This is a genomic window from Thioalkalivibrio sp. XN279 (genome assembly GCF_011089885.1).
GTDB lineage: Bacteria > Pseudomonadota > Gammaproteobacteria > Steroidobacterales > XN24 > XN24.
On sequence record NZ_JAANBD010000023.1, the window covers coordinates 135,320 to 153,235 of the forward strand.

Here is a 17,916-nt window from a genome sequence, read left to right on the forward strand (position 1 = left end):
GCCAGGCGATTCAAGTCCGTGATGCTGATGCTGGCCAGCGGCGCGCTGGCCGCCTGCGGCAGCAGCTCCGATTCCAGCATCGTGGGCCCGCCGATCGGCGAATGCTCGGTGGCGGCTCAGAACCAGGCCATCTACGACACCATGCAGCAGTACTACCTCTGGTACGAGGAGCTGCCGAACGTCGACCCGACGTCCTTCTCCTCGCAGCAGGCCCTGCTCGATGCGCTGCGCTTCCAGCCGCTGGACCGCTTCAGCTACCTCACCACGGTGGCGGAGGAAGAAGCGCTGTTCGGTTCCAGCCAGTTCATCGGCGTCGGCTTCCGCTCCCAGGCCAGTGAGGATCTCACCGCGCAGGTGGTGCTGGACGTGTTCGAGGACGGCCCGGCCGACCTCGTCGGCCTGGTGCGCGGCAGCCGCATCCTCGCCGTGGACGGCGTGCCGATCGCGGAGATCCTCGCCAGCGGGACCTTCTCCGAGGCCCTCGGCCCGGCCGAGGTCGGCTACGAGTTCGAGCTGACCTTCGAGCAGCCCGGCGGCGCGGTGGTCACCGCGACCCTGAGCAAGGACGTGGTCACCATTCCGCCGGTGACCGCGGCGCGCGTGTTCCAGGTCAACGGCCAGAACACCGGCTACCTGGTGTTCCGCAATTTCGTCACCCCGGGCGTGGCGGCGCTGGACGAGGTGTTCGCGGAATTCCGCCTCGCGGGGGTGACGCAGCTGATCGTGGACCTGCGCTACAACGGCGGCGGCCTGGTCTCGGTGGTCGAGCACTTCGCCGACCTGCTGGCCAGCCGCATCGCGCCGAGCCAGCCGTTCGCCAGCTACCAGTACAACGACAAGAACACGGACCGCGACCGCACCTTCTTCCTCGACAGCACCGCTCCGCCGGAGGCGCTGCTGCTGGACAAGCTGGTGTTCATCACCACCGAGGCCACCGCCTCGGCGTCCGAGATGCTGGTCAACGGCATCCCGCCGTACCTGCCCACGTCGACGGCGGTGGTCGGCGCGCCGAGCTTCGGCAAGCCGGTGGGGCAGCTGGGGTTCACGATCTGCGAGAACGTGCTCCGCCCGGTGTCTTTCGCCGTGGTGAACGGCCTCGGCGTCGGCGACTATTTCGACGGCCTGCCGGTGGACTGCCCGGCCGCGGACGACACCGCGTTCGGTTTCGGCGAGGCCGGCGAGGAGTCGTTCGATGCGGCCGTGCACTGGCTGCAGTTCGGCTTCTGCCCGCAGACCACGATGCAGGCTGAGATGCTCATGGACCGGGTGCCGGATGCGGAAGGCCCGCAGCCGATGTGGCGCCTGAACGACGCCTACTGACCAGGAGCCCGGGCATCAGAAGCCCGGGCATCAGAAGCCCAGGTGGCGCCCGCCGTCGACGGCGATGACCTGGCCGTTGACGTAGGCGCCCGGGCCGGCGAGGTAGAGCACGCAGGCGGCGATATCCTGCGGCGTGCCCGTGCGCCGCAGGGGGATCCCCGCCAGCGTCGCCGTCTTCTCCGCCTCGCCCACCCCGGCCTCGGGCCACAGGATGGCGCCCGGCGCGACGCCGTTCACCCGCACCTCGGGGCCGAGTTCCAGCGCCAGGCTGTAGGTGAGCATTTCCAGCCCGGCCTTGGCGGCGCAATACACCGGGTGGCGCGCCATGGGCCGGCGCGCGTGCACGTCCACCAGGTTGACGATCAGCCCGCCGCGCTGGCGCAGCCAGGGCGCGGCGGCCTGGGCGAGAAACAGCGGCGCCTTCAGGTTGCTGCCCACCAGCTCGTCCCAGTGCTGCTCCGTGATCGTGCCCACGGGGGTGGGGTAGAAGCTGGAGGCGTTGTTCACCAGCACGTCGAGGCCGCCGAAGGCGTCCGCCACCTGCGCCACCAGGCGCGGCAGGGCGGGCGTGTCGAGCAGGTCGGCCTGCAGGGCGAGCGCGGAAGCGTCGCGGCGCGCGTTCAGCCGCGCCACCAGCGCCTCGGCCGCGGCGGCCGAACCGCGGTAGTGCACCGCGACGGCAGCGCCGGCCTCGTGCAGCGCCTCGGCCACGGCCGCGCCGATGCGTCGCGCGCCGCCGGTGACCAGCGCCACACGCCCGGCCAGGTCCTGGTCGCTGTCGCCCTGGTTGTGGGTGCCGTGGTTGTCGGCGTCTGTGCTCATGTAGCATTCCCCGTGCTTCGGCCGCCATGCAGGCGGCGCCATTGTGGCCAACTTTGCACCCAGTGTCCTCCAATCCCGCCGACTGGCCCGCGCCGGATGCTGACGCGCGGACGCGCAGCGCGGCGTTGCTGGCGACCCTGCGCGCGGAAACAGTTCGCGCCGGCGGCGCAATCAGCTTCAGGCGCTTCATGGAGGCGGCGTTGTACGCGCCCGGGCTGGGTTACTACAGCGGCGGCGCCGCCAAGCTCGGGCCGGCCGGCGACTTCGTCACCGCGCCTGAGCTCTCGCCGCTGTTCGGCCGCTGCGTGGCGCGCCAGGCCCGCGCGGTGCTGGAGGCCATCGGCGGCGGCGCGGTGCTGGAACTCGGCGGCGGCAGCGGTGCGCTGGCGGAGGCGGCGCTGGCCGAGGTCGGCGAGCTGCGCTGGCTGATGCTGGAGCCGAGTCCTGAGTTGCGCCAGCGCCAGCAGCAGCGCCTGGGCGACCGCGCCGAGTGGCTCGACACCCTGCCGCAGGATTTCCGCGGCGTGATCCTCGCCAACGAGGTCGCCGACGCGCTGCCGGTGGAGCGCTTCACGGTGCAGGCGGGCGAGGTGCACGCGCTCGGCGTGCGTTTCGACGCCGACGGCGTGCCGGCCTGGGCCCTGCTGCCTCCGGCGCCGGAGCTCGCGGCGGCCGTGCGCGCGCTCGAGACTGCGCGCGGCGCGCCTTTCCCCGACGGCTACGTGTCCGAGTTCAGCCCGCTGTTGCAGCCCTGGGTGTGCAGCCTGGCCGACAGCCTCGCCGCCGGCCTGCTGCTGGTGATCGACTACGGCCTGCCGCGCGCGGAGCTGTACGCGCCGGAGCGCAGCATGGGCACGCTGATGTGCCATTACCGTCATCGCGCCCACGACGACCCGTTCCTCTGGCCGGGGCTGCAGGACATCACCGCCTGGGTGGATTTCACCGCCATGACCGAGGCGGGCGTGGAACGGGGTCTGACCCTCGAAGGCTATACCACCCAGGCGGCGTTCCTCGCCGGCAACGGCCTCGAGGCCATGCTGCAGGAGGGCGGCAGCACAGCGGGTATCATGCAGGCCCAGCAGGCCCGCCGGCTGCTGCTGCCGGCGGAAATGGGCGAGCGCTTCCGCGTGCTCGGCCTGAGCCGGGCGCTGGCGCCGGCGCTGGACGGTTTCGGCCTGCTGGACCTGGCCAACCGCTTGTAGGAGCGAACGACGCATGGACCTGGTGCAGGCATTGGTGCTGGCGGTGGTGCAGGGCTTCACGGAATTCCTGCCGATCTCCAGCTCGGGCCACCTGGTGCTGGTGCCGGTGGTGCTGGGCTGGACCGACCAGGGCCTGCCCTTCGACGTTGCGGTGCATCTCGGCACCCTGGCCGCGGTGGTGTTCTATTTCCGTCACGAGCTGTGGCCGATGGCGCGCGACGCGCTCGGCACGCTGCGCGGGCGCGCGCGCACCCCGGACTCGGACCTGGCCTGGTGGGTGGTGCTCGGCACCATCCCCGCGGTCGTCTGCGGTGCCCTGTTCGGCGGCCAGGTCGCGACCCTGGCGCGCTCGCCGCTGGTGATCGCCACCACCACCGCGGCCTTCGGCGTGCTGCTGTGGGTCGCCGACGCGCGCGGCGCGCGCACGCGCGACGAGCGCCACATCGGCTGGCGCGAGGCGCTCATCGTCGGCCTGGCGCAGGCCGTGGCGCTGATTCCTGGCACCTCGCGCTCCGGCATCACCATCACCGCGGCCCTGTTCCTCGGCCTCAACCGCCAGGCCGCGGCGCGCTTCTCCTTCCTGCTGTCCATCCCGGTGATCCTCGCCGCGACCTGCTACGAGCTGCTCAAGCTGGCGCAGGACCCGCAGCCGGCGGACTGGCCGGCGCTGGCGGTGGGCGCGGTCGGCGCGGGCGTGGTGGCTTATATCACCATCCGCGGCTTCATCGCCCTGCTCGGGCGCATGGGCATGGCGCCCTTCGCCGTCTACCGGCTGTTGCTGGCCGCGGTGCTGTTCTGGATCTATCTCTGAGTCGGGCCTGGCCCCGGGGTCAGCCCTCGAGGTCGCGCGGGCAGGCGGCGGTGATGGCGGCGATGCGCAGCTCGCGCAGCTTCTCCCCCAGCGCCTCGCCCGCCAGGCCCGACTCGAGCAGCGGGCCCGGCGCCACGCTCGCTGCAGCCGCCAGCGCCCGGCGCAGCAGCGCGGCCTGCGGATAGGGCGCGTCCTCGAGGCCGGCACGCCCTTTCATGTCGGCCTCGCAGGCGCCGAGAAACTGCTCGAAGCGCTCCGGCCGGCGCAGGGCGTCGCAACCCTCCAGCAGCCTGAGCACGGTCGCCGGCCTGAGCTCCGCGGCGCGGTGGCACAAGCCGTGATAGCGCGCCACGATCTGCGCCAGCTCGCGGTATGCAGTGGGCACCTTGAGCCGCGCGCACAGGCGCTTGAGCAGCGTCACGCTGCGTTCCTCGTGGCCGTGGTGCGCCGGCCAGTACTCGCGCGGCGTGGTGCCCTTGCCCAGGTCGTGGGTGAGCACCGCAAAGCGCGCCTCGGCGTCGAGACCCAGGCGCGCGGCCGCGCGCAGGCACAGCAGCAGGTGCCGGCCGGTATCCACCTCGGGATGCCAGCGCGCCGGCTGCGGCACGCCGAACAGGGCGTCGAGCTCCGGGAACACCACCGCCAGCGCGCCGCAGTCGCGCAGCACGCGCACGAACTGGTCCGGGTGCTGCGTCTCCAGCGCGCGGCGCGTCTCCTGCCACACGCGCTCCGGCACCAGCGCGTCCACCTCGCCGGCCGCCACCATGTCACGCATCAGCGCCAGGGTGTCCTCGGCCACGGTGAAGCCCTGCGCGGCGAAGCGCGCGGCCAGGCGCGCCGTGCGCAGGATGCGCACCGGGTCCTCGGCGAAGGCGGGCGAGACGTGGCGCAGCAGGCGTGCCTCCAGGTCCGCGCGGCCACCCCAGGGATCGACCAGGGTGCCGTCGGCGGCGCGCGCCATGGCGTTGATGGTGAGGTCGCGCCGCTGCAGGTCCTCCTCCAGCGTCACCTCCGGCGAAGCGTTCACGACGAAGCCGCGGTAGCCCGGCCCCGTCTTGCGCTCGGTGCGCGCCAGGGCGTACTCCTCGCCCGTCTCCGGGTGCAGGAACACCGGGAAGTCGCGTCCCACCGCCTTGAAACCGGCGCGCTCCATGTCCGCCTGCGTCGCGCCCACCACGACCCAGTCGCGGTCGCCCACCGGGAGGCCCAGCAGTTCATCGCGCACGGCGCCGCCGACGAGGTAGGTTTCCATGGCGGCATTGTATACGCGGGGTTGGACCGCACAGCATGCCGGGCCGCAGGCCCAGACGCACGCGGCGCCGGACCGCACACGGCGCCCTTCACTCGGAAGTCTTTATCTCGTTCAGTGCGCCGTGTGCGTTCCGGCGCCGCTGCCGATGCCCTGCTGCCGGCGCTCTGGGTCCCTGCTATCTTGACGCGCATGAAGCTTCGCCTTCCCAAGCGGCCGCAGCGCGTCGGCGTCGCACCGTTGCTGTTGCCGATGCTGTTGCTGCTGCTGCCACTGGCGGGCTGCAGCACTGCGGGGTACTACGCCCAGGCGGTGTCCGGCCATCTCGGGCTCATGGCCGCGCGCGAGCCCATCGACGAGGTCATCGCCGATCCCGCCACGCCCGCGGCGGTGCGCGAGCGGCTCGAGCTGGCGCAGGCCGCGCGCCGCTTCGCCATCGACGAGCTGGGCCTGCCCGACAACGGCAGCTACACCCGCTACGTGCAGCTCGACCGTCCCGCCGTGGTCTACAACGTCTACGCCGCGCCCGCCTTCTCGCTCGAGCCGAAGCGCTGGTGCTTCCCGATCGCCGGCTGCGTCGTCTATCGCGGCTATTTCAAGCGCGCGGACGCCGAGCGCACCGCCGCGCGGCTGGAAGCGGACGGCTGGGACACCTGGGTCGGCGGCGCGTCGGCGTACTCCACGCTGGGCCGCTTCGAGGACCCGGTGCTCTCGAGCATGCTGTATCGCGACGACGCCCGCCTGGCCGGCCTGCTGTTCCACGAGCTCGCGCACCAGCGGCTCTACGTCAAGGACGACTCGGCGTTCAACGAGGCTTTCGCCACCACCGTCGAGGAAGAGGGCGTGCGCCGCTGGCTGCTCGCCACCGGGCGCGAGGAAGACCTGGCGACATGGCGCGAATCGCGCCGCCGTGCCGCGGCCTTCCAGTTCCTCCTCGCCCGCACCCGCGGCCAGCTGCAGGCGCTGTACGCCTCCGGCGCCGACGAGCCCGAGATGCGCGCCGGCAAGGCCGCCGCGTTCGCGCAGCTCGAGGCCGAGTACCGCGCGCTCAAGGCCTCGTGGGACGGCTGGACCGGCTTCGACCGCTGGTTCGAGGCGCCGCTGAACAACGCCCGCCTGATTCCCTCGGCCACCTACCGCGGGCTGGTCCCGGCCTTCCGCCTGCTGCTGGTGGAGGCCGACGGGGACCTCGAGGCCTTCTATACGGCGGCCGAGCGGCTCGGCAACCTGCCGCAGGCGGAGCGCGACGCCGAGATGCGACGCCTGCTCGCCACGGCCGCGCAGCGCTGACCCCGGCTCCATCGCTACCGGTGACCCTGCTCCTGGCCGCGGGGCCGGGCCGTGCAAGGCGCCCTTCGTTCGGAAATCTTTATCTCACTCAGTGCGCCTTGCACGTCCCGGCCCCGCTGCCATGTTTCAGGGGGCGGGGTTCGGTTGCGCACCGGAGTTTCGGGGTCAGGGCCGACGGTTCCGGTCTGGGAGCGGCGGGCTGGCGGCGGCCTCGGCGGTGCCGTGCGCCAGCGAATCCTTACGCGTGCAACCCAGCAGCGGGGCCGGGACGTGCAATGCTCACCGAGCGATATTGAAATTTTTTGAGCGAGGGGAGCATTGCACGTCCCGGCCCCGCGGTCAGGTCTTCAAGGCGAAGGGTCCCGGTGCGGTCGCGGCGGCACCGGCTGCATGACGTCGGCCAGGCGCGCCGTCTGCCCGGTCATGCGCCAGTGGAACACCGCCTCGGCCGCCAGCACCCGCTGCACGTAGGCGCGGGTCTCGCTGTAGGGCACCGAGTCGACCCAGGCGTCGGCCGGCAGGGCGGCGTTTTCCGGCAGCCAGCGGTCGACGCGGCTTGGCCCGGCGTTGTAGGCGGCCGTGGCGAGCACGCGGTGGCCGTCGTAACGCGCCAGCATGTCGGCCAGGTAGGTGGTGCCGAGGGTGATGTTGGTGTCGGGGTCGATGAGCGTCGGGCTGCCGTTCCAGGGCAGGCCCGCGCGGCGCGCCAGCTGGCGCCCGGTGGCCGGCATGAGCTGCATCAGCCCGAGGGCGCCGGCGCTGGAGCGGGCGTCGGGTACGAACAGGCTTTCGCTGCGCGCCACGCCGTACACCCATGCGCTGTGGATGCCGGCGCGCTGGCTGCGTTCTTCGAACAGCGGCCGCCAGGCCAGCGGGAAGCGCAGCTCGAGGGCGTCGTGCGCGGCGGCGCTGCTGGCCGCGGTGATGGCGCGCGAGTACCAGCCCCAGCGTTGCGCGATGATGGCTGCCTGGGTGCGCTCGTCCGGGGACATGCGCGCCAGCGCCTGCTGCCACTCGAGACGGCCGTAGGACTCGAGGCCGACGTGGAACAGCTCGCGGCTGCGGATGATGTCCGGGCGCTGCTCGAGCGTGGCGATCACTTCGTCGCGGGCCGGCACCGGGTCGGCGCTCCAGCGGTAGTCGGCGCCGAGCCGGTCGGCGGCCATGAAGCTGTAATAGCCGCGCTCGCCGGCGAGGGAGGCGTAGACCATGCGCGCCTGGTCGCTGCGGCCGGTGGCCTCGAGCATGCGCGCCAGCCAGTAGCGCCATACGGGTTCTCCTGCTGCGTCGGCGGACAGCGCCGCGAGGGCGTGCTCCACCGCGGCCCAGTGCTGCTGGCGCAGCGCCACGCGCACGGCCCAGGCCCGCGTGTCTGCATCCCGGCTCGCCTCGGGCAGTGCCTCGAGCAGCCTGGCCGCCTCGGGCAGGTGCCGCCAGGCATGGACCAGGGCAATGCGGCGGTCGATCGCGGCCTGCTCGCCGGGCGTGAAGGCGAAGTGCTCGCGGAACGCCGGCCAGTGTTCGGCGGCGATATCGGGGTGCGTGGAGGCCATGCGGCGGAAGCCGTACAGGACCAGGGCGCGCTGGCGCGGGTCGTCGCGCCGGCCGGAAGGCGTGCGCAGGCGGCCGACCGGGTCGTCGTGCACTGCCTGCCAGCGCGTCACCTCGGCCAGCGCGGCGTCGCCCAGCGGTCGCGCCAGCCAGCGCGCGAGGCGGAACTCCCCGGCCTCCAGCGCCAGTTCCATGCGGGCGCGTCGCGTGGCGTCGTCGATGCCGTCGCGGGCGGCGAACCATGCGAAGGCCGGATCACAGGCATCGGGCTGGCTGGTGGGGGCCGTCCAGCGCGCGCGCACCGCGTCCTCCAGGCCCTCGCTGCGTCCCAGCGCGATGCGCGCGGTGAAGGCATGGCACTCGAGCACCGTGTCGCGGGTGCCGGCGTAATGCGCCTCGTACAGCGCCAGGTAGTCGCGCCAGGCCTTGCGCCGTGCCAGCGAGGCCGCCCACTGGCGTCGCAACGCCGGTGCGAAGCCGAGCTCTGCATGCGCGGCGAGGAACTGCGCGACCTCGGCGTCGGGCACCTGCCCGAGGCGGCTGCGCAGCCAGGCGGCGCGCAGGTCGGGCAGCAGGGGATAGCCGTCGAGCTCGGCCAGCCGCGCGTCCACCCCGGCCCATTGCCCGGCCTCCGCCAGCGGCAGGACGGCGCGGAACACCTCCCGCTGGGCTTCCAGCCTGGCGTCGGAAGCCATGTTCGCGCTCGCGGGCGTGCCGGCGCTGAGCAGCGCCAGCAGGATGAGCAGGCCGATGTGGGGCATGTGTGCGGGGCTCCCGGGCGCGACGCGCCCTCGCGGGGTGAGTGGCGAACCATTATGCTCGCGTCCCAGTCGTTCTCAACCGGAGCGCGGATGCCGGCGCCGCTCGTCCTGCTGTTGCTGTTCCCTGCCATCGGCGCGCTCTCGGGCCTGCTGGCGGGCCTGTTCGGCATCGGCGGCGGGCTGGTGATCGTGCCGGCGCTGAATGCCGCCTTCGTGGCCGGGCTGGTGGCGGTCGACCCCGCGGTGCGCATGCACGTCGCCATCGGCAGTTCGCTGGCGGTGATCGTGTTCACGGCCGTATCCTCGGTGCGCGCGCACCACGGTTACGGCGCCGTGCTGTGGCCCGCGGTGCGCGGGCTGGCGCCCGGCGTGGTGGTCGGCGCGCTGCTCGGCGCATGGGTGGCGGATGCGTTGGCGACGCGCGCGCTGGAGGTGGTGTTCGGCGTCTTCGTGCTGCTGATGGCGGCGCACATGGCGCTGTCGCCGCGCGTGGCAGCGGCCGAGGTCCAGCGCATGCCCGGGCTGGCGAAGAACCTCGGCGCCGGCGCCGGAATCGGCACCGTCTCGGCGCTGGGCGGCATCGGCGGCGGCATCATGACGGTGCCTTACCTGGCGTGGCACGGCGTGCCGTTGCGCACCGCGGTGGGCACCGCGGCCGCCTGCACGCTGCCGGTGGCGCTGTCCGGGGCCGCAGGCTATGCGTGGGCGGGGTGGACGGCACAGACGCCGCCGTGGTCGCTCGGTTACCTGTACTGGCCCGCCATCGCGGGCATTGCCGTGGCGGCGGTCCTCACCGCGCCGCTGGGCGCGCAGCTGGCGCACCGTCTGCCGGTGCGCCAGCTGCGCCGGTTGTTCGCCCTGCTGCTGGTCGTCGTCGCCGTCGACATGCTGCGCGGCTGACGCGTCCCGCCCAGGGCCCTGCTCAACGGATGGGCAGGATCAGGTTGGCGTTGCCGCGGCGGATGTTGAGCAGCAGCGACTGGCCCTCCGCCGCATGGCTGCGCAAGTCCGCCAGGTTCTCCACCTTCTGGCGGTTGACGCCGGTGATGATGTCGCCGGGACGCAGGCCGCGCTGCGCGGCCGGGCTGCCCGGCGCCACGTTCGCGACCAGCACGCCGGCCTGGCCTTCGAAGCGCGGCGAACTCGCGTCGAGCGTCTCCAGCTCGGCGCCCTGCAGGCCCGGGTGCAGGTCCGCGGCCGCCACCTGCTCGCTGGCAGCCTGCTCGCCGAGCCTGGCGCGAATGGTGCGCTCGCGGCCGTCGCGCAGCACTTCGAGCACCACGGTGTCGCCGCTGCGCTTGAGGCCGACGGCGTTGCGCAGCGCGTTGGCGTCGTCGATGGTCTTGCCGTCGACCTTGCGGATGATGTCGCCGGCCTGGACGCCGGCCTTCTCGGCCGCCGAGTCGGGCATCACCTGGGACACCAGCGCGCCCTTGTTGTCCTTGACGCCGTAGGCCTCGGCGATGTCCGGCGTGATGGTGTAGATGTTCACGCCCAGCAGCCCGCGGCGCACTTCGCCGAACTCGAGCAGCTGGTCCATCACGCTGCGCGCCATGTTGGCGGGGATGGCGAAGCCGATGCCGATGTTGCCGCCGCCGCGCGAAATGATGGCCGAGTTGACGCCCACCAGTTCGCCGCGCAGGTTCACCAGCGCGCCGCCGGAGTTGCCCGGGTTGATCGAGGCGTCGGTCTGGATGAAGTCTTCATAGCCTTCCGGGTTGATGCCGGAGCGGCCCAGCGCGCTGATGATGCCGGAGGTCACGGTGTGGCCGAGGCCGAAGGGGTTGCCGATGGCGACCACGAAGTCGCCGACGCGGGCCTCGGCGGAGTCGGCCATTTTCAGCTCGGCCAGGTTCTCGGCCGGGATGCGCAGCAACGCGATGTCGGAGGCGGGGTCGGTGCCGATGACCTCGGCCTTGAAGTTGCGGTCGTCCTGCAGCGTGACGTCGATCTCGTCGGCGCCGTCGACCACGTGGGCGTTGGTCAGCACCAGCCCTTCCTTCGCATCGACGATGACGCCGGAGCCCGCGCTCTGCGTCTGGCGGCGCTGCGGCTGGTCGGGCATGTCGAAGAAGCGCCGGAAGAAGGGGTCGTCCATGAACGGGTTGCTGCCGCGCAGTTCGACGCTGCCCCGCGTGGCGATGTTGACGACGGCCGGCGCAGTGCGCTCGACCATGGGCGCGAGCGACGGCATGGGCGTGCCGTCGACCATGGACGGCAGCTGCGCATGGGCGGGCGCTGCGGCCAGGGCGGTAAAGGCCGCCAGGACGGCGAAGGGGCGTGCAGTCATGGGATCAGTCTCTCCAGCTGTGGGTCCGGGTATGGCCCGGTCTAAGAGATGCCGCTGCGACCGGAAAGGTCGCAGCGGCGACGTGTGGGCTTCGACCGGTGTCGCGGCCCGCAGTTCACTCCCTAGTTGACGTCGACGTTGATCCGGCGCGGCATGACCCGCTCGTGCTTCGGGATCACGACCTCCAGCACGCCGTTGTGGCTCTTGGCGGTGATGCCCTCGGCATTGGCCGTGTCGGGCAGGGTGAAGCGGCGGAAGAAGCGGCCGGAGACGCGTTCGACGCGGCGGTAGCCGCCCTGGTCTTCGGCGCGGGTCTCGGCGCGGCTGCCGCTGATCGTCAGCACGCCGTTCTCCATCGTCACCTCGATGTCCTCCGGCTTTACGCCCGGGATGTCGGCGTGCAGCAGGAAGCGGTTCTCCTCCTCGCGGATGTCCACCGGCGGGGTCCAGTTGGCGACGCTGCCGCTGGTCTCGTCGAGGCCGAGCCGCTGCTCGAACAGGCGGTCGATGTCTTCATGCAGGGAGCGCATCAGCCCCCAGGGCTGGTAACGGATGAGGCTCATGGTTGCCCTCCTCGTTGGGGTCGGGTTGAAGTGGATCATGTGCCGCTAAATAGGGGCTGGAGCGGGTTTTTCAAGCCCCCGGAGGGCGCGGACGGGGCGCCCCGGGGACGGCGCCGGGACACAATATCTTGTGCTGCGTCGCAACAGGTTTTTTTTTGAATCGCTGCGGCCGGAATCATAGAAGAATTCTATAAAAATCTTGTAATAGCCTGTTTTATTTAGATAAAGATCCGCACAGGCGATTCCGCATAAATGCTTGACAGCACCCCGCCCGGCCCTTACCTTAACCGTCCCGTAACACAACATATTGTGTTTGGCCGGAGGCGGCATCTCGCTCGGCCCGCAGGGAAGACCAAGAACACGGCAAGCACCGCCCGGGGGGGTACCAGGCATAATGAAAACCGCGCTGCAGGAACAGGTGATTCCAGTGGAATCCGTCAACGACATCCCATTCCAGGCCGCGTCCCTGGACATCTGGGAGAAGAAGTACCGTCTCGTCGCCAAGGACGGGACCGTGCTCGACCGGACCATGGACGACACCTACAAGCGCATCGCCCGTGCGCTGGCGGACTGCGAGCGCGAGGATCGCCGCGAGCACTGGTACGAGCGCTTCACCTGGGCGCTGCGCAACGGCGCCATCCCCGCCGGCCGCATCGTCTCCAACGCCGGCGCGCTGGCGCACAAGCCCGCCACCTCGACCATCAACTGCACCGTGTCCGGCACCATCCGCGACTCTATGGACGACATCCTCGACAAGGTGCACGAGGCCGGGCTGACGCTGAAGGCCGGCTGCGGCATCGGCTACGAGTTTTCCACGCTGCGGCCGCGCGGCGCCTACGTCTCCGGCGCCGGCGCCTATACCTCCGGGCCGCTGTCGTTCATGGATATCTACGACAAGATGTGCTTCACGGTGTCCTCCGCCGGCGGCCGTCGCGGCGCCCAGATGGGCACCTTCGACGTCGGCCACCCCGACGCCATGGAGTTCGTGCGCGCCAAGCGCGAGAACGGCCGCCTGCGGCAGTTCAACCTCTCGCTGCTGATCACCGACGAGTTCATGCAGGCCGTGGCCAATGACGATCCCTGGCGCCTCGCTTTCCCCATCAGCCTGAAGGAGCTCAAGGACGAGAACATCGACCTCGAGAACGAGGAGCAGGTGGTGTGGCGCGAGTGGCCGACGGACGGCGACTACGTGCGCAACGAGTCCGGACTGGTGGCCTGCAAGGTCTACAAGACGGTGCCGGCGCGCCGCATGTGGGACGTCATCATGACGTCGACCTACGATTTCGCGGAGCCGGGCTTCGTGCTCATCGACCGCGTCAACGAGATGAACAACAACTGGTGGTGCGAGAACATCCGCGCCACCAACCCCTGCGGCGAGCAGCCGCTGCCGCCCTACGGCTCCTGCCTGCTGGGCTCGGTGAACCTGACCCGGTTCGTGGTCGATCCCTTCACGCCGCAGGCGCGCTTCGACTGGGAGCGCTTCCGCGACGTGGTGCAGGTGTTCACCCGCATGCTGGACAACGTGGTCGAGATCAACGGCCTGCCGCTCGGCCCGCAGCGCGACGAGATCTTCCGCAAGCGGCGCCACGGCATGGGTTTCCTCGGGCTCGGCTCGACCATCACCATGCTGCGCATGAGCTACGGCGACAAGCCCTCGGTGGCCTTCACCCAGGACGTGGCGCGCGAACTGGCGCTGGCCGGCTGGGAGACGGCGCTGGAACTGGCGCGCGAGAAGGGCCCGGCGCCGATCATGGAAGAGGAGTTCACCGTCACCGAGGAGATGCTGCGCAAGCGTCCCGAGATGAAGGCGGACGGCTGGCGCGTGGGCGCCCGCATCAAGGGCCGCGTGCTGCACGCCCGCTACAGCCGCTACATGCAGCGCGTGGCGGACGTGAGCCCCGAGCTGGTCGACGAGCTGGCCGAGGTCGGCGCGCGTTTCACGCACCACAGCTCGATCGCGCCCACCGGCACGATCTCGCTGTCGCTGGCCAACAATGCTTCCAACGGCATCGAGCCGTCCTTCGCCCACCACTATTTCCGCAACGTGATCCGCGAGGGCCGCAAGACCAAGGAAAAGGTCGACGTGTTCTCCTTCGAGCTTCTGGCCTACCGTTCGCTGGTCAACGAGGGCGCCATGCCCGGCTCGGACAAGGAAGGCGAAAAGCTGCCCGATTACTTCATCACGGCCGACGACATCACGCCGCGCCAGCACGTCGACATCCAGGCCGCGGCGCAGATGTGGGTGGACTCCTCGATCTCCAAGACCGCGAACGTCCCGACGGATTATCCCTACGAGGACTTCAAGGACATTTACACCTACGCCCACGAGCAGGGGCTCAAGGGCTGCACCACCTTCCGCTTCAACCCGGCAGCCTTCCAGGGCGTGCTCGTCAAGGAGCAGGACCTCAAGAACACGACCTACGTCTTCGAGCTCGAGGACGGCAGCACGGTCGAGCTCAAGGGGGACGAGGAAGTCGAATACGACGGCGAGCTGCACACCGCGGCCAACCTGTTCGACGCCCTCAAAGAAGGCTATTACGGAAAGTTTTGAGTGAAGACCATGGCAGCAATGAAGATTGGCAAGAAGATCGTCGGTTACCACGTCGCCAAGCCGGAGGAGAAGCCCGCCGCGCCGAAGCCGCGCGTGGAGGAGGGCACCGAGGGCAAGGTCATCCGGATGCACGAGAAGCTCGAGCGCCCGGAGATGCTCATCGGCGCCACCTACAAGATCAAGCCGCCGGTGGCCGAGCACGCCATGTACGTGACCATCAACGACATCGTGCTCAACTACGGCACGGAGCACGAGAGCCGGCGCCCCTTCGAGATCTTCATCAACTCGAAGAACCTCGACCACTACCAGTGGATCGTGGCGCTGACGCGGATCATGTCCGCCGTGTTCCGCAAGGGCGGCGACGTGACCTTCCTGGTGGAAGAACTCAAGGCGGTGTTCGACCCGCGCGGCGGCTACTGGAAGCCGGGCGGCAAGTACATGCCCTCCCTCATCGCCGAGCTCGGCGAGGTGGTGGAGAAGCACCTCATCAGCATCGGCATGATGCCGGCGCCGGGGCTGGACGAGCACCAGCGCGCGCTGATCGAGCAGAAGCGCGCCGAGTTCGAGGCCCGCGCCGCGCAGCAGGACGCCTTCGCCGAGAATGCGTTCCCCGAGGGCGCGCAGCTCTGCGCCAAGTGCAACACCACCGCGGTGGTGATGATGGACGGCTGCATGACCTGCCTGAACTGCGGCGATTCGAAGTGCGGCTAGCCTAGGCCACACCTAGGCCACGATGCCCTCGGCGGTCTTTGCCGCGATCTTGCGTTCATGTCGGCGCAGGACGTCGCCGAGGGAAATAACGCCGCACAGCTTCTTGTTGTCCCGGTCATCCAGCACGACCAGCCGGTAGACCTTCTGTTCGCCCATGCTTGCGACGGCATCCTCGACGTCGTCGTCCTTGAAGCAGTAGAGGACCTTGTCGGTCTCTACTGCAGAGACGCAGGTCGTGTCCGGGTCGCAGCCCTCGGCGACGCCCCGGATGGCGATGTCGCGGTCGGTCACGACGCCTTCCAGGCGCTGTTCCCGCGAATCCGCCACGGGCAGGAAACCGACGTCCAGGTCGCGCATCTTGCGTGCGGCTTCGCGCAGGGTGGTGTTCGTGTGGATGTATTCCGGCTTGGCGGTCATGAGTTCGCTTACTTGCATCCTCTTGAGCCTCCTCGGGTTCAAGCGCTCGGGGTTCAAACGATGGCCAGGCCGATCAGGATGAAGGCGATGGCCACACCTGCCAGGATCCACATGTTGCGGCTGTTCATCCGCCGCCATGAGAAGGGATGCCACTGGCTTTTCTGCTCGACGTGGCTTTCCTGCGAGTGTCTTGTGTGAGCATGTTGCATTTCGTGCCTCCTTTCGTGACATGTCGTGACAAGGAATCAACAGATCCCCTGACCGGATGCGTGCGTGCACCCAGCCTATGCCTCTTACTATTTGGAACAGCAGGGCAAATCGGAGTTCAATGTGATTTCTCATGGCATCGTGTGAAGCGACGCACCGGCGCGCTACACTCGCCACCGCGCACTCGACCCGAGACTCGTAGCGAATGAAGTACTGGCTGCTGCTCATGTTCTTGCTGGGGTGCCAGGCCGCCGCCGCCTGCAACCCCGCACCGCCGCGCCCGCCGATCCTGGAGGGTTACCGCTACGACGCCATGGCCGCGGGCGCCCTGCTGCGCGACGCCGACGCGGTGGTCGGCGCGCGACTGCAGCTGCGCATCGACACCATGCTGGGGCCGGGCGAGGCGCCGGACCAGGCCGGCTACGTGTTCGAGGTCATCGAGGGCTGGAAAGCCGTGCTCCCCAGGCGTCTCACGCTGTCAGGCGTCTGGGTGGACTGCGCCCTGCCGCTGGAGACCGGCCAGGTGTTCCTGCTCTACCTGGCGGGGGAACGGCTGCTGCATGCGGTGCCGGCCGAGACGCTGGACTTCGAGCTCGACCTGCTGGGCGACCCGGCCTGGTTCTACGACGCCGGCGGGCGCCTGGTGCAGGACGAGGCGGACTAGCGTCCCGTGCGCGGTGCCTTCCCTGTTTGCGGCCTGCTGGCTTGCCTCTTGCTGGTGCACGCGGCCGCGCCGGCCCGTGCCGCCGCGGCCCAGGAGCCGGTTGCAGAGGTGGACCTGGTCGCCGACCTCTCGGGCATCAGCCTGCGGCAGGCCCGGGTCATCGGGCGGCTGATCGAGGCGGCCCGCGCCACTGAGGACCTCTACCGTCGCCAGCTCGAGCCGGGTGGTTTCTACCCGGCGGACATGTCGCGCGAGGAGTTCGAGGCCTGGGCTGATCCGCGCGCGGTGCCGCAGGCCACGCACCCGCACTTCGCGATTCGCCGCCGCCCGGACGGCGGCCTCGAGGCCGTGCCTTACCACGAGGCGTGGCCCGCAGAGACAGGGCGCATCGCGCGCCTGCTGGCGGAGGCCGCCGACATCACTGACGACGAGGCGCTCAAGCATTACCTCGCGCTGCGCGCCCGCGCGCTCATCGTCGGCGACTACCCGCGCGCCGAGGCGGCGTGGCAGGCGCTGCACCACAGCGACATCGACATCCTCATCGGCCCGCTCGGCACCGGGGACGACGCCCGCTTCGGCCTGAAATCTGCCTTCGGCGCTTACGTGCTGCGGCGTGACTGGGCCTGGGGGGCGCGGCTCGCGCGTTTCACGGTGTCCCTGCCCGAGCTCCAGCACGCGCTGCCCGTTTCGGCGGCGTTCAAGGATGCCGTGCCCGAAGTGAACATGAAGCTTGCGGTCTTCGACCTGCTCTATCACGGCGGCTACGGCATGCCGCGCACGTCCGCGACCCCGGACTCGGCACGGGACCGGCGCGTGCGCCTGGAACGCGGGCCGCGGCAGCTGCAGCTGCGCAACGTCATGCAGGCCCGCTTCGACGTGCTGGTGCACCCGGCGGCCGAGTTGCTGCTCGCCGCCGAGGACCAGGCCGCGGTCCGCTTCGAGCCGTTCTTCCTCAATATCATGCTGCGCGACATGGCCCACGCGCTGGGCCTGGTGCACACGGTGGACGGCCGCGACACCGTGGCGGCGGCGCTGGGCGAGCATGCGGCAGTGATCGAGGAGGCCAAGGCGACGATCCTGTCGCTGTGGCTGGCCGAGCGCCTGCACGAGCGCGGCGAGCTGCCCGAGACCCGGCCGCAGGAGCACTACGCCAGCTTCCTCGCCGGCATCCTGCGTGCGGTGCACCTCGACCCGGACGGGGTGGCAGGGCGGGCGCGGCTGGTGGCCTTCAACCACCTGCGGGACTGGGGCGCGGTGCGCCGTGACGCGCCCGGCGGGCGCTACCGCGTCGACCCTGCGCGCATGCCGGAAGCCATCGAGGCGCTCGCGGCCCAGCTGCTGACGCTGCAGGGCAGCGGCGACCGGGCGGGCGCTGCGGCGCTGCTGGAATACGGCGGCGGCCTGCGCGCGGAGCTGGCGCAGGACCTGGCGCGACTCGATACCGCGGCGCTGCCGACGGCCATCCTGTTCCGCCAGGGCGAGGCGCTGCTGGGCCTGTGAAGGTCCG

The 17,916-nt window shown here is 70.5% G+C and carries 16 protein-coding genes; 9 read left to right on the top strand and 7 right to left on the bottom strand.

What is annotated here, in order from left to right; genetic code table 11:
* Positions 1–21 precede the first annotated feature (21 nt).
* The gene (locus tag G8346_RS03550) at positions 22–1,320 is read left to right on the top strand and encodes a S41 family peptidase (protein ID WP_240901291.1); all 1,299 of its coding nucleotides are present in this window, start codon (positions 22–24) and stop codon (positions 1,318–1,320) included.
* 30 nt (positions 1,321–1,350) lie between these two features.
* On the opposite strand, the gene G8346_RS03555 is transcribed toward G8346_RS03550, so the two are convergent.
* Positions 1,351–2,073: a pteridine reductase gene (locus tag G8346_RS03555; protein WP_370520535.1), complete on the bottom strand. Its 723-nt coding sequence runs from the start codon at positions 2,071–2,073 to the stop codon at positions 1,351–1,353.
* Between the two features lie 131 nt (positions 2,074–2,204).
* Between G8346_RS03555 and G8346_RS03560 the strand changes: the two genes are divergently transcribed.
* Complete coding sequence (locus G8346_RS03560; RefSeq protein ID WP_370520526.1) at positions 2,205–3,344, top strand: class I SAM-dependent methyltransferase; 1,140 nt, start codon at positions 2,205–2,207, stop codon at positions 3,342–3,344.
* Positions 3,345–3,357: 13 nt separating this feature from the next.
* On the top strand, positions 3,358–4,155 hold the full coding sequence (locus tag G8346_RS03565; protein WP_166048305.1) for an undecaprenyl-diphosphate phosphatase: 798 nt from the start codon (positions 3,358–3,360) through the stop codon (positions 4,153–4,155).
* Between the two features lie 19 nt (positions 4,156–4,174).
* Here G8346_RS03565 and G8346_RS03570 read toward each other — a convergent pair whose 3' ends face one another.
* On the bottom strand, positions 4,175–5,407 hold the full coding sequence (locus G8346_RS03570; protein ID WP_166048307.1) for a multifunctional CCA addition/repair protein: 1,233 nt from the start codon (positions 5,405–5,407) through the stop codon (positions 4,175–4,177).
* A gap of 189 nt (positions 5,408–5,596) precedes the next feature.
* Between G8346_RS03570 and G8346_RS03575 the strand changes: the two genes are divergently transcribed.
* Positions 5,597–6,694: an aminopeptidase gene (locus G8346_RS03575; RefSeq protein ID WP_166048309.1), complete on the top strand. Its 1,098-nt coding sequence runs from the start codon at positions 5,597–5,599 to the stop codon at positions 6,692–6,694.
* Positions 6,695–7,041: 347 nt separating this feature from the next.
* On the opposite strand, the gene G8346_RS03580 is transcribed toward G8346_RS03575, so the two are convergent.
* Positions 7,042–9,006, bottom strand: a complete 1,965-nt coding sequence (locus tag G8346_RS03580) for a transglycosylase SLT domain-containing protein (RefSeq protein ID WP_166048311.1) — start codon at positions 9,004–9,006, stop codon at positions 7,042–7,044.
* Between the two features lie 90 nt (positions 9,007–9,096).
* Between G8346_RS03580 and G8346_RS03585 the strand changes: the two genes are divergently transcribed.
* On the top strand, positions 9,097–9,906 hold the full coding sequence (locus tag G8346_RS03585) for a sulfite exporter TauE/SafE family protein (RefSeq protein WP_166048313.1): 810 nt from the start codon (positions 9,097–9,099) through the stop codon (positions 9,904–9,906).
* Between the two features lie 22 nt (positions 9,907–9,928).
* Here the strand turns inward: G8346_RS03585 and G8346_RS03590 are convergent, their stop codons facing one another.
* Entirely contained in the window at positions 9,929–11,296 is a 1,368-nt protein-coding gene (locus G8346_RS03590; protein ID WP_166048315.1) for a DegQ family serine endoprotease, read from the bottom strand.
* Positions 11,297–11,418: 122 nt separating this feature from the next.
* Positions 11,419–11,859 (bottom strand): Hsp20/alpha crystallin family protein, encoded by a 441-nt coding sequence (locus G8346_RS03595; RefSeq protein WP_166048316.1) that lies wholly within the window; start codon positions 11,857–11,859, stop codon positions 11,419–11,421.
* 394 nt (positions 11,860–12,253) lie between these two features.
* Between G8346_RS03595 and G8346_RS03600 the strand changes: the two genes are divergently transcribed.
* Together G8346_RS03600 and G8346_RS03605 are read left to right on the top strand one after the other, a co-directional pair.
* Positions 12,254–14,410, top strand: coding sequence for an adenosylcobalamin-dependent ribonucleoside-diphosphate reductase (locus tag G8346_RS03600; RefSeq protein ID WP_166048318.1), 2,157 nt, complete (start codon positions 12,254–12,256; stop codon positions 14,408–14,410).
* 9 nt (positions 14,411–14,419) lie between these two features.
* Positions 14,420–15,121: an NrdJb gene (locus G8346_RS03605; RefSeq protein WP_166048693.1), complete on the top strand. Its 702-nt coding sequence runs from the start codon at positions 14,420–14,422 to the stop codon at positions 15,119–15,121.
* Positions 15,122–15,133: 12 nt separating this feature from the next.
* On the opposite strand, the gene G8346_RS03610 is transcribed toward G8346_RS03605, so the two are convergent.
* Entirely contained in the window at positions 15,134–15,556 is a 423-nt protein-coding gene (locus tag G8346_RS03610) for a CBS domain-containing protein (RefSeq protein ID WP_166048320.1), read from the bottom strand.
* 35 nt (positions 15,557–15,591) lie between these two features.
* Positions 15,592–15,747 (bottom strand): hypothetical protein, encoded by a 156-nt coding sequence (locus G8346_RS03615; RefSeq protein ID WP_166048322.1) that lies wholly within the window; start codon positions 15,745–15,747, stop codon positions 15,592–15,594.
* A 203-nt stretch (positions 15,748–15,950) separates the two neighbouring features.
* Between G8346_RS03615 and G8346_RS03620 the strand changes: the two genes are divergently transcribed.
* Together G8346_RS03620 and G8346_RS03625 are read left to right on the top strand one after the other, a co-directional pair.
* Positions 15,951–16,409, top strand: coding sequence for a hypothetical protein (locus tag G8346_RS03620; RefSeq protein ID WP_166048324.1), 459 nt, complete (start codon positions 15,951–15,953; stop codon positions 16,407–16,409).
* 6 nt (positions 16,410–16,415) lie between these two features.
* Complete coding sequence (locus G8346_RS03625) at positions 16,416–17,909, top strand: hypothetical protein (protein WP_166048325.1); 1,494 nt, start codon at positions 16,416–16,418, stop codon at positions 17,907–17,909.
* Positions 17,910–17,916: the final 7 nt, after the last annotated feature.

Coding starts and splice junctions, on each gene's coding strand:
- G8346_RS03550 (WP_240901291.1), top strand. CDS start 22: ATGCTGATGCTGGCCAGCGGCGCGCTGGCCGCCTGCGGCAGCAGCTCC.
- G8346_RS03565 (WP_166048305.1), top strand. CDS start 3,358: ATGGACCTGGTGCAGGCATTGGTGCTGGCGGTGGTGCAGGGCTTCACG.
- G8346_RS03570 (WP_166048307.1), bottom strand. CDS start 5,407: ATGGAAACCTACCTCGTCGGCGGCGCCGTGCGCGATGAACTGCTGGGC.
- G8346_RS03575 (WP_166048309.1), top strand. CDS start 5,597: ATGAAGCTTCGCCTTCCCAAGCGGCCGCAGCGCGTCGGCGTCGCACCG.
- G8346_RS03580 (WP_166048311.1), bottom strand. CDS start 9,006: ATGCCCCACATCGGCCTGCTCATCCTGCTGGCGCTGCTCAGCGCCGGC.
- G8346_RS03585 (WP_166048313.1), top strand. CDS start 9,097: ATGCCGGCGCCGCTCGTCCTGCTGTTGCTGTTCCCTGCCATCGGCGCG.
- G8346_RS03590 (WP_166048315.1), bottom strand. CDS start 11,296: ATGACTGCACGCCCCTTCGCCGTCCTGGCGGCCTTTACCGCCCTGGCC.
- G8346_RS03595 (WP_166048316.1), bottom strand. CDS start 11,859: ATGAGCCTCATCCGTTACCAGCCCTGGGGGCTGATGCGCTCCCTGCAT.
- G8346_RS03600 (WP_166048318.1), top strand. CDS start 12,254: ATGAAAACCGCGCTGCAGGAACAGGTGATTCCAGTGGAATCCGTCAAC.
- G8346_RS03605 (WP_166048693.1), top strand. CDS start 14,420: ATGGCAGCAATGAAGATTGGCAAGAAGATCGTCGGTTACCACGTCGCC.
- G8346_RS03610 (WP_166048320.1), bottom strand. CDS start 15,556: ATGCAAGTAAGCGAACTCATGACCGCCAAGCCGGAATACATCCACACG.
- G8346_RS03615 (WP_166048322.1), bottom strand. CDS start 15,747: ATGCAACATGCTCACACAAGACACTCGCAGGAAAGCCACGTCGAGCAG.
- G8346_RS03620 (WP_166048324.1), top strand. CDS start 15,951: ATGAAGTACTGGCTGCTGCTCATGTTCTTGCTGGGGTGCCAGGCCGCC.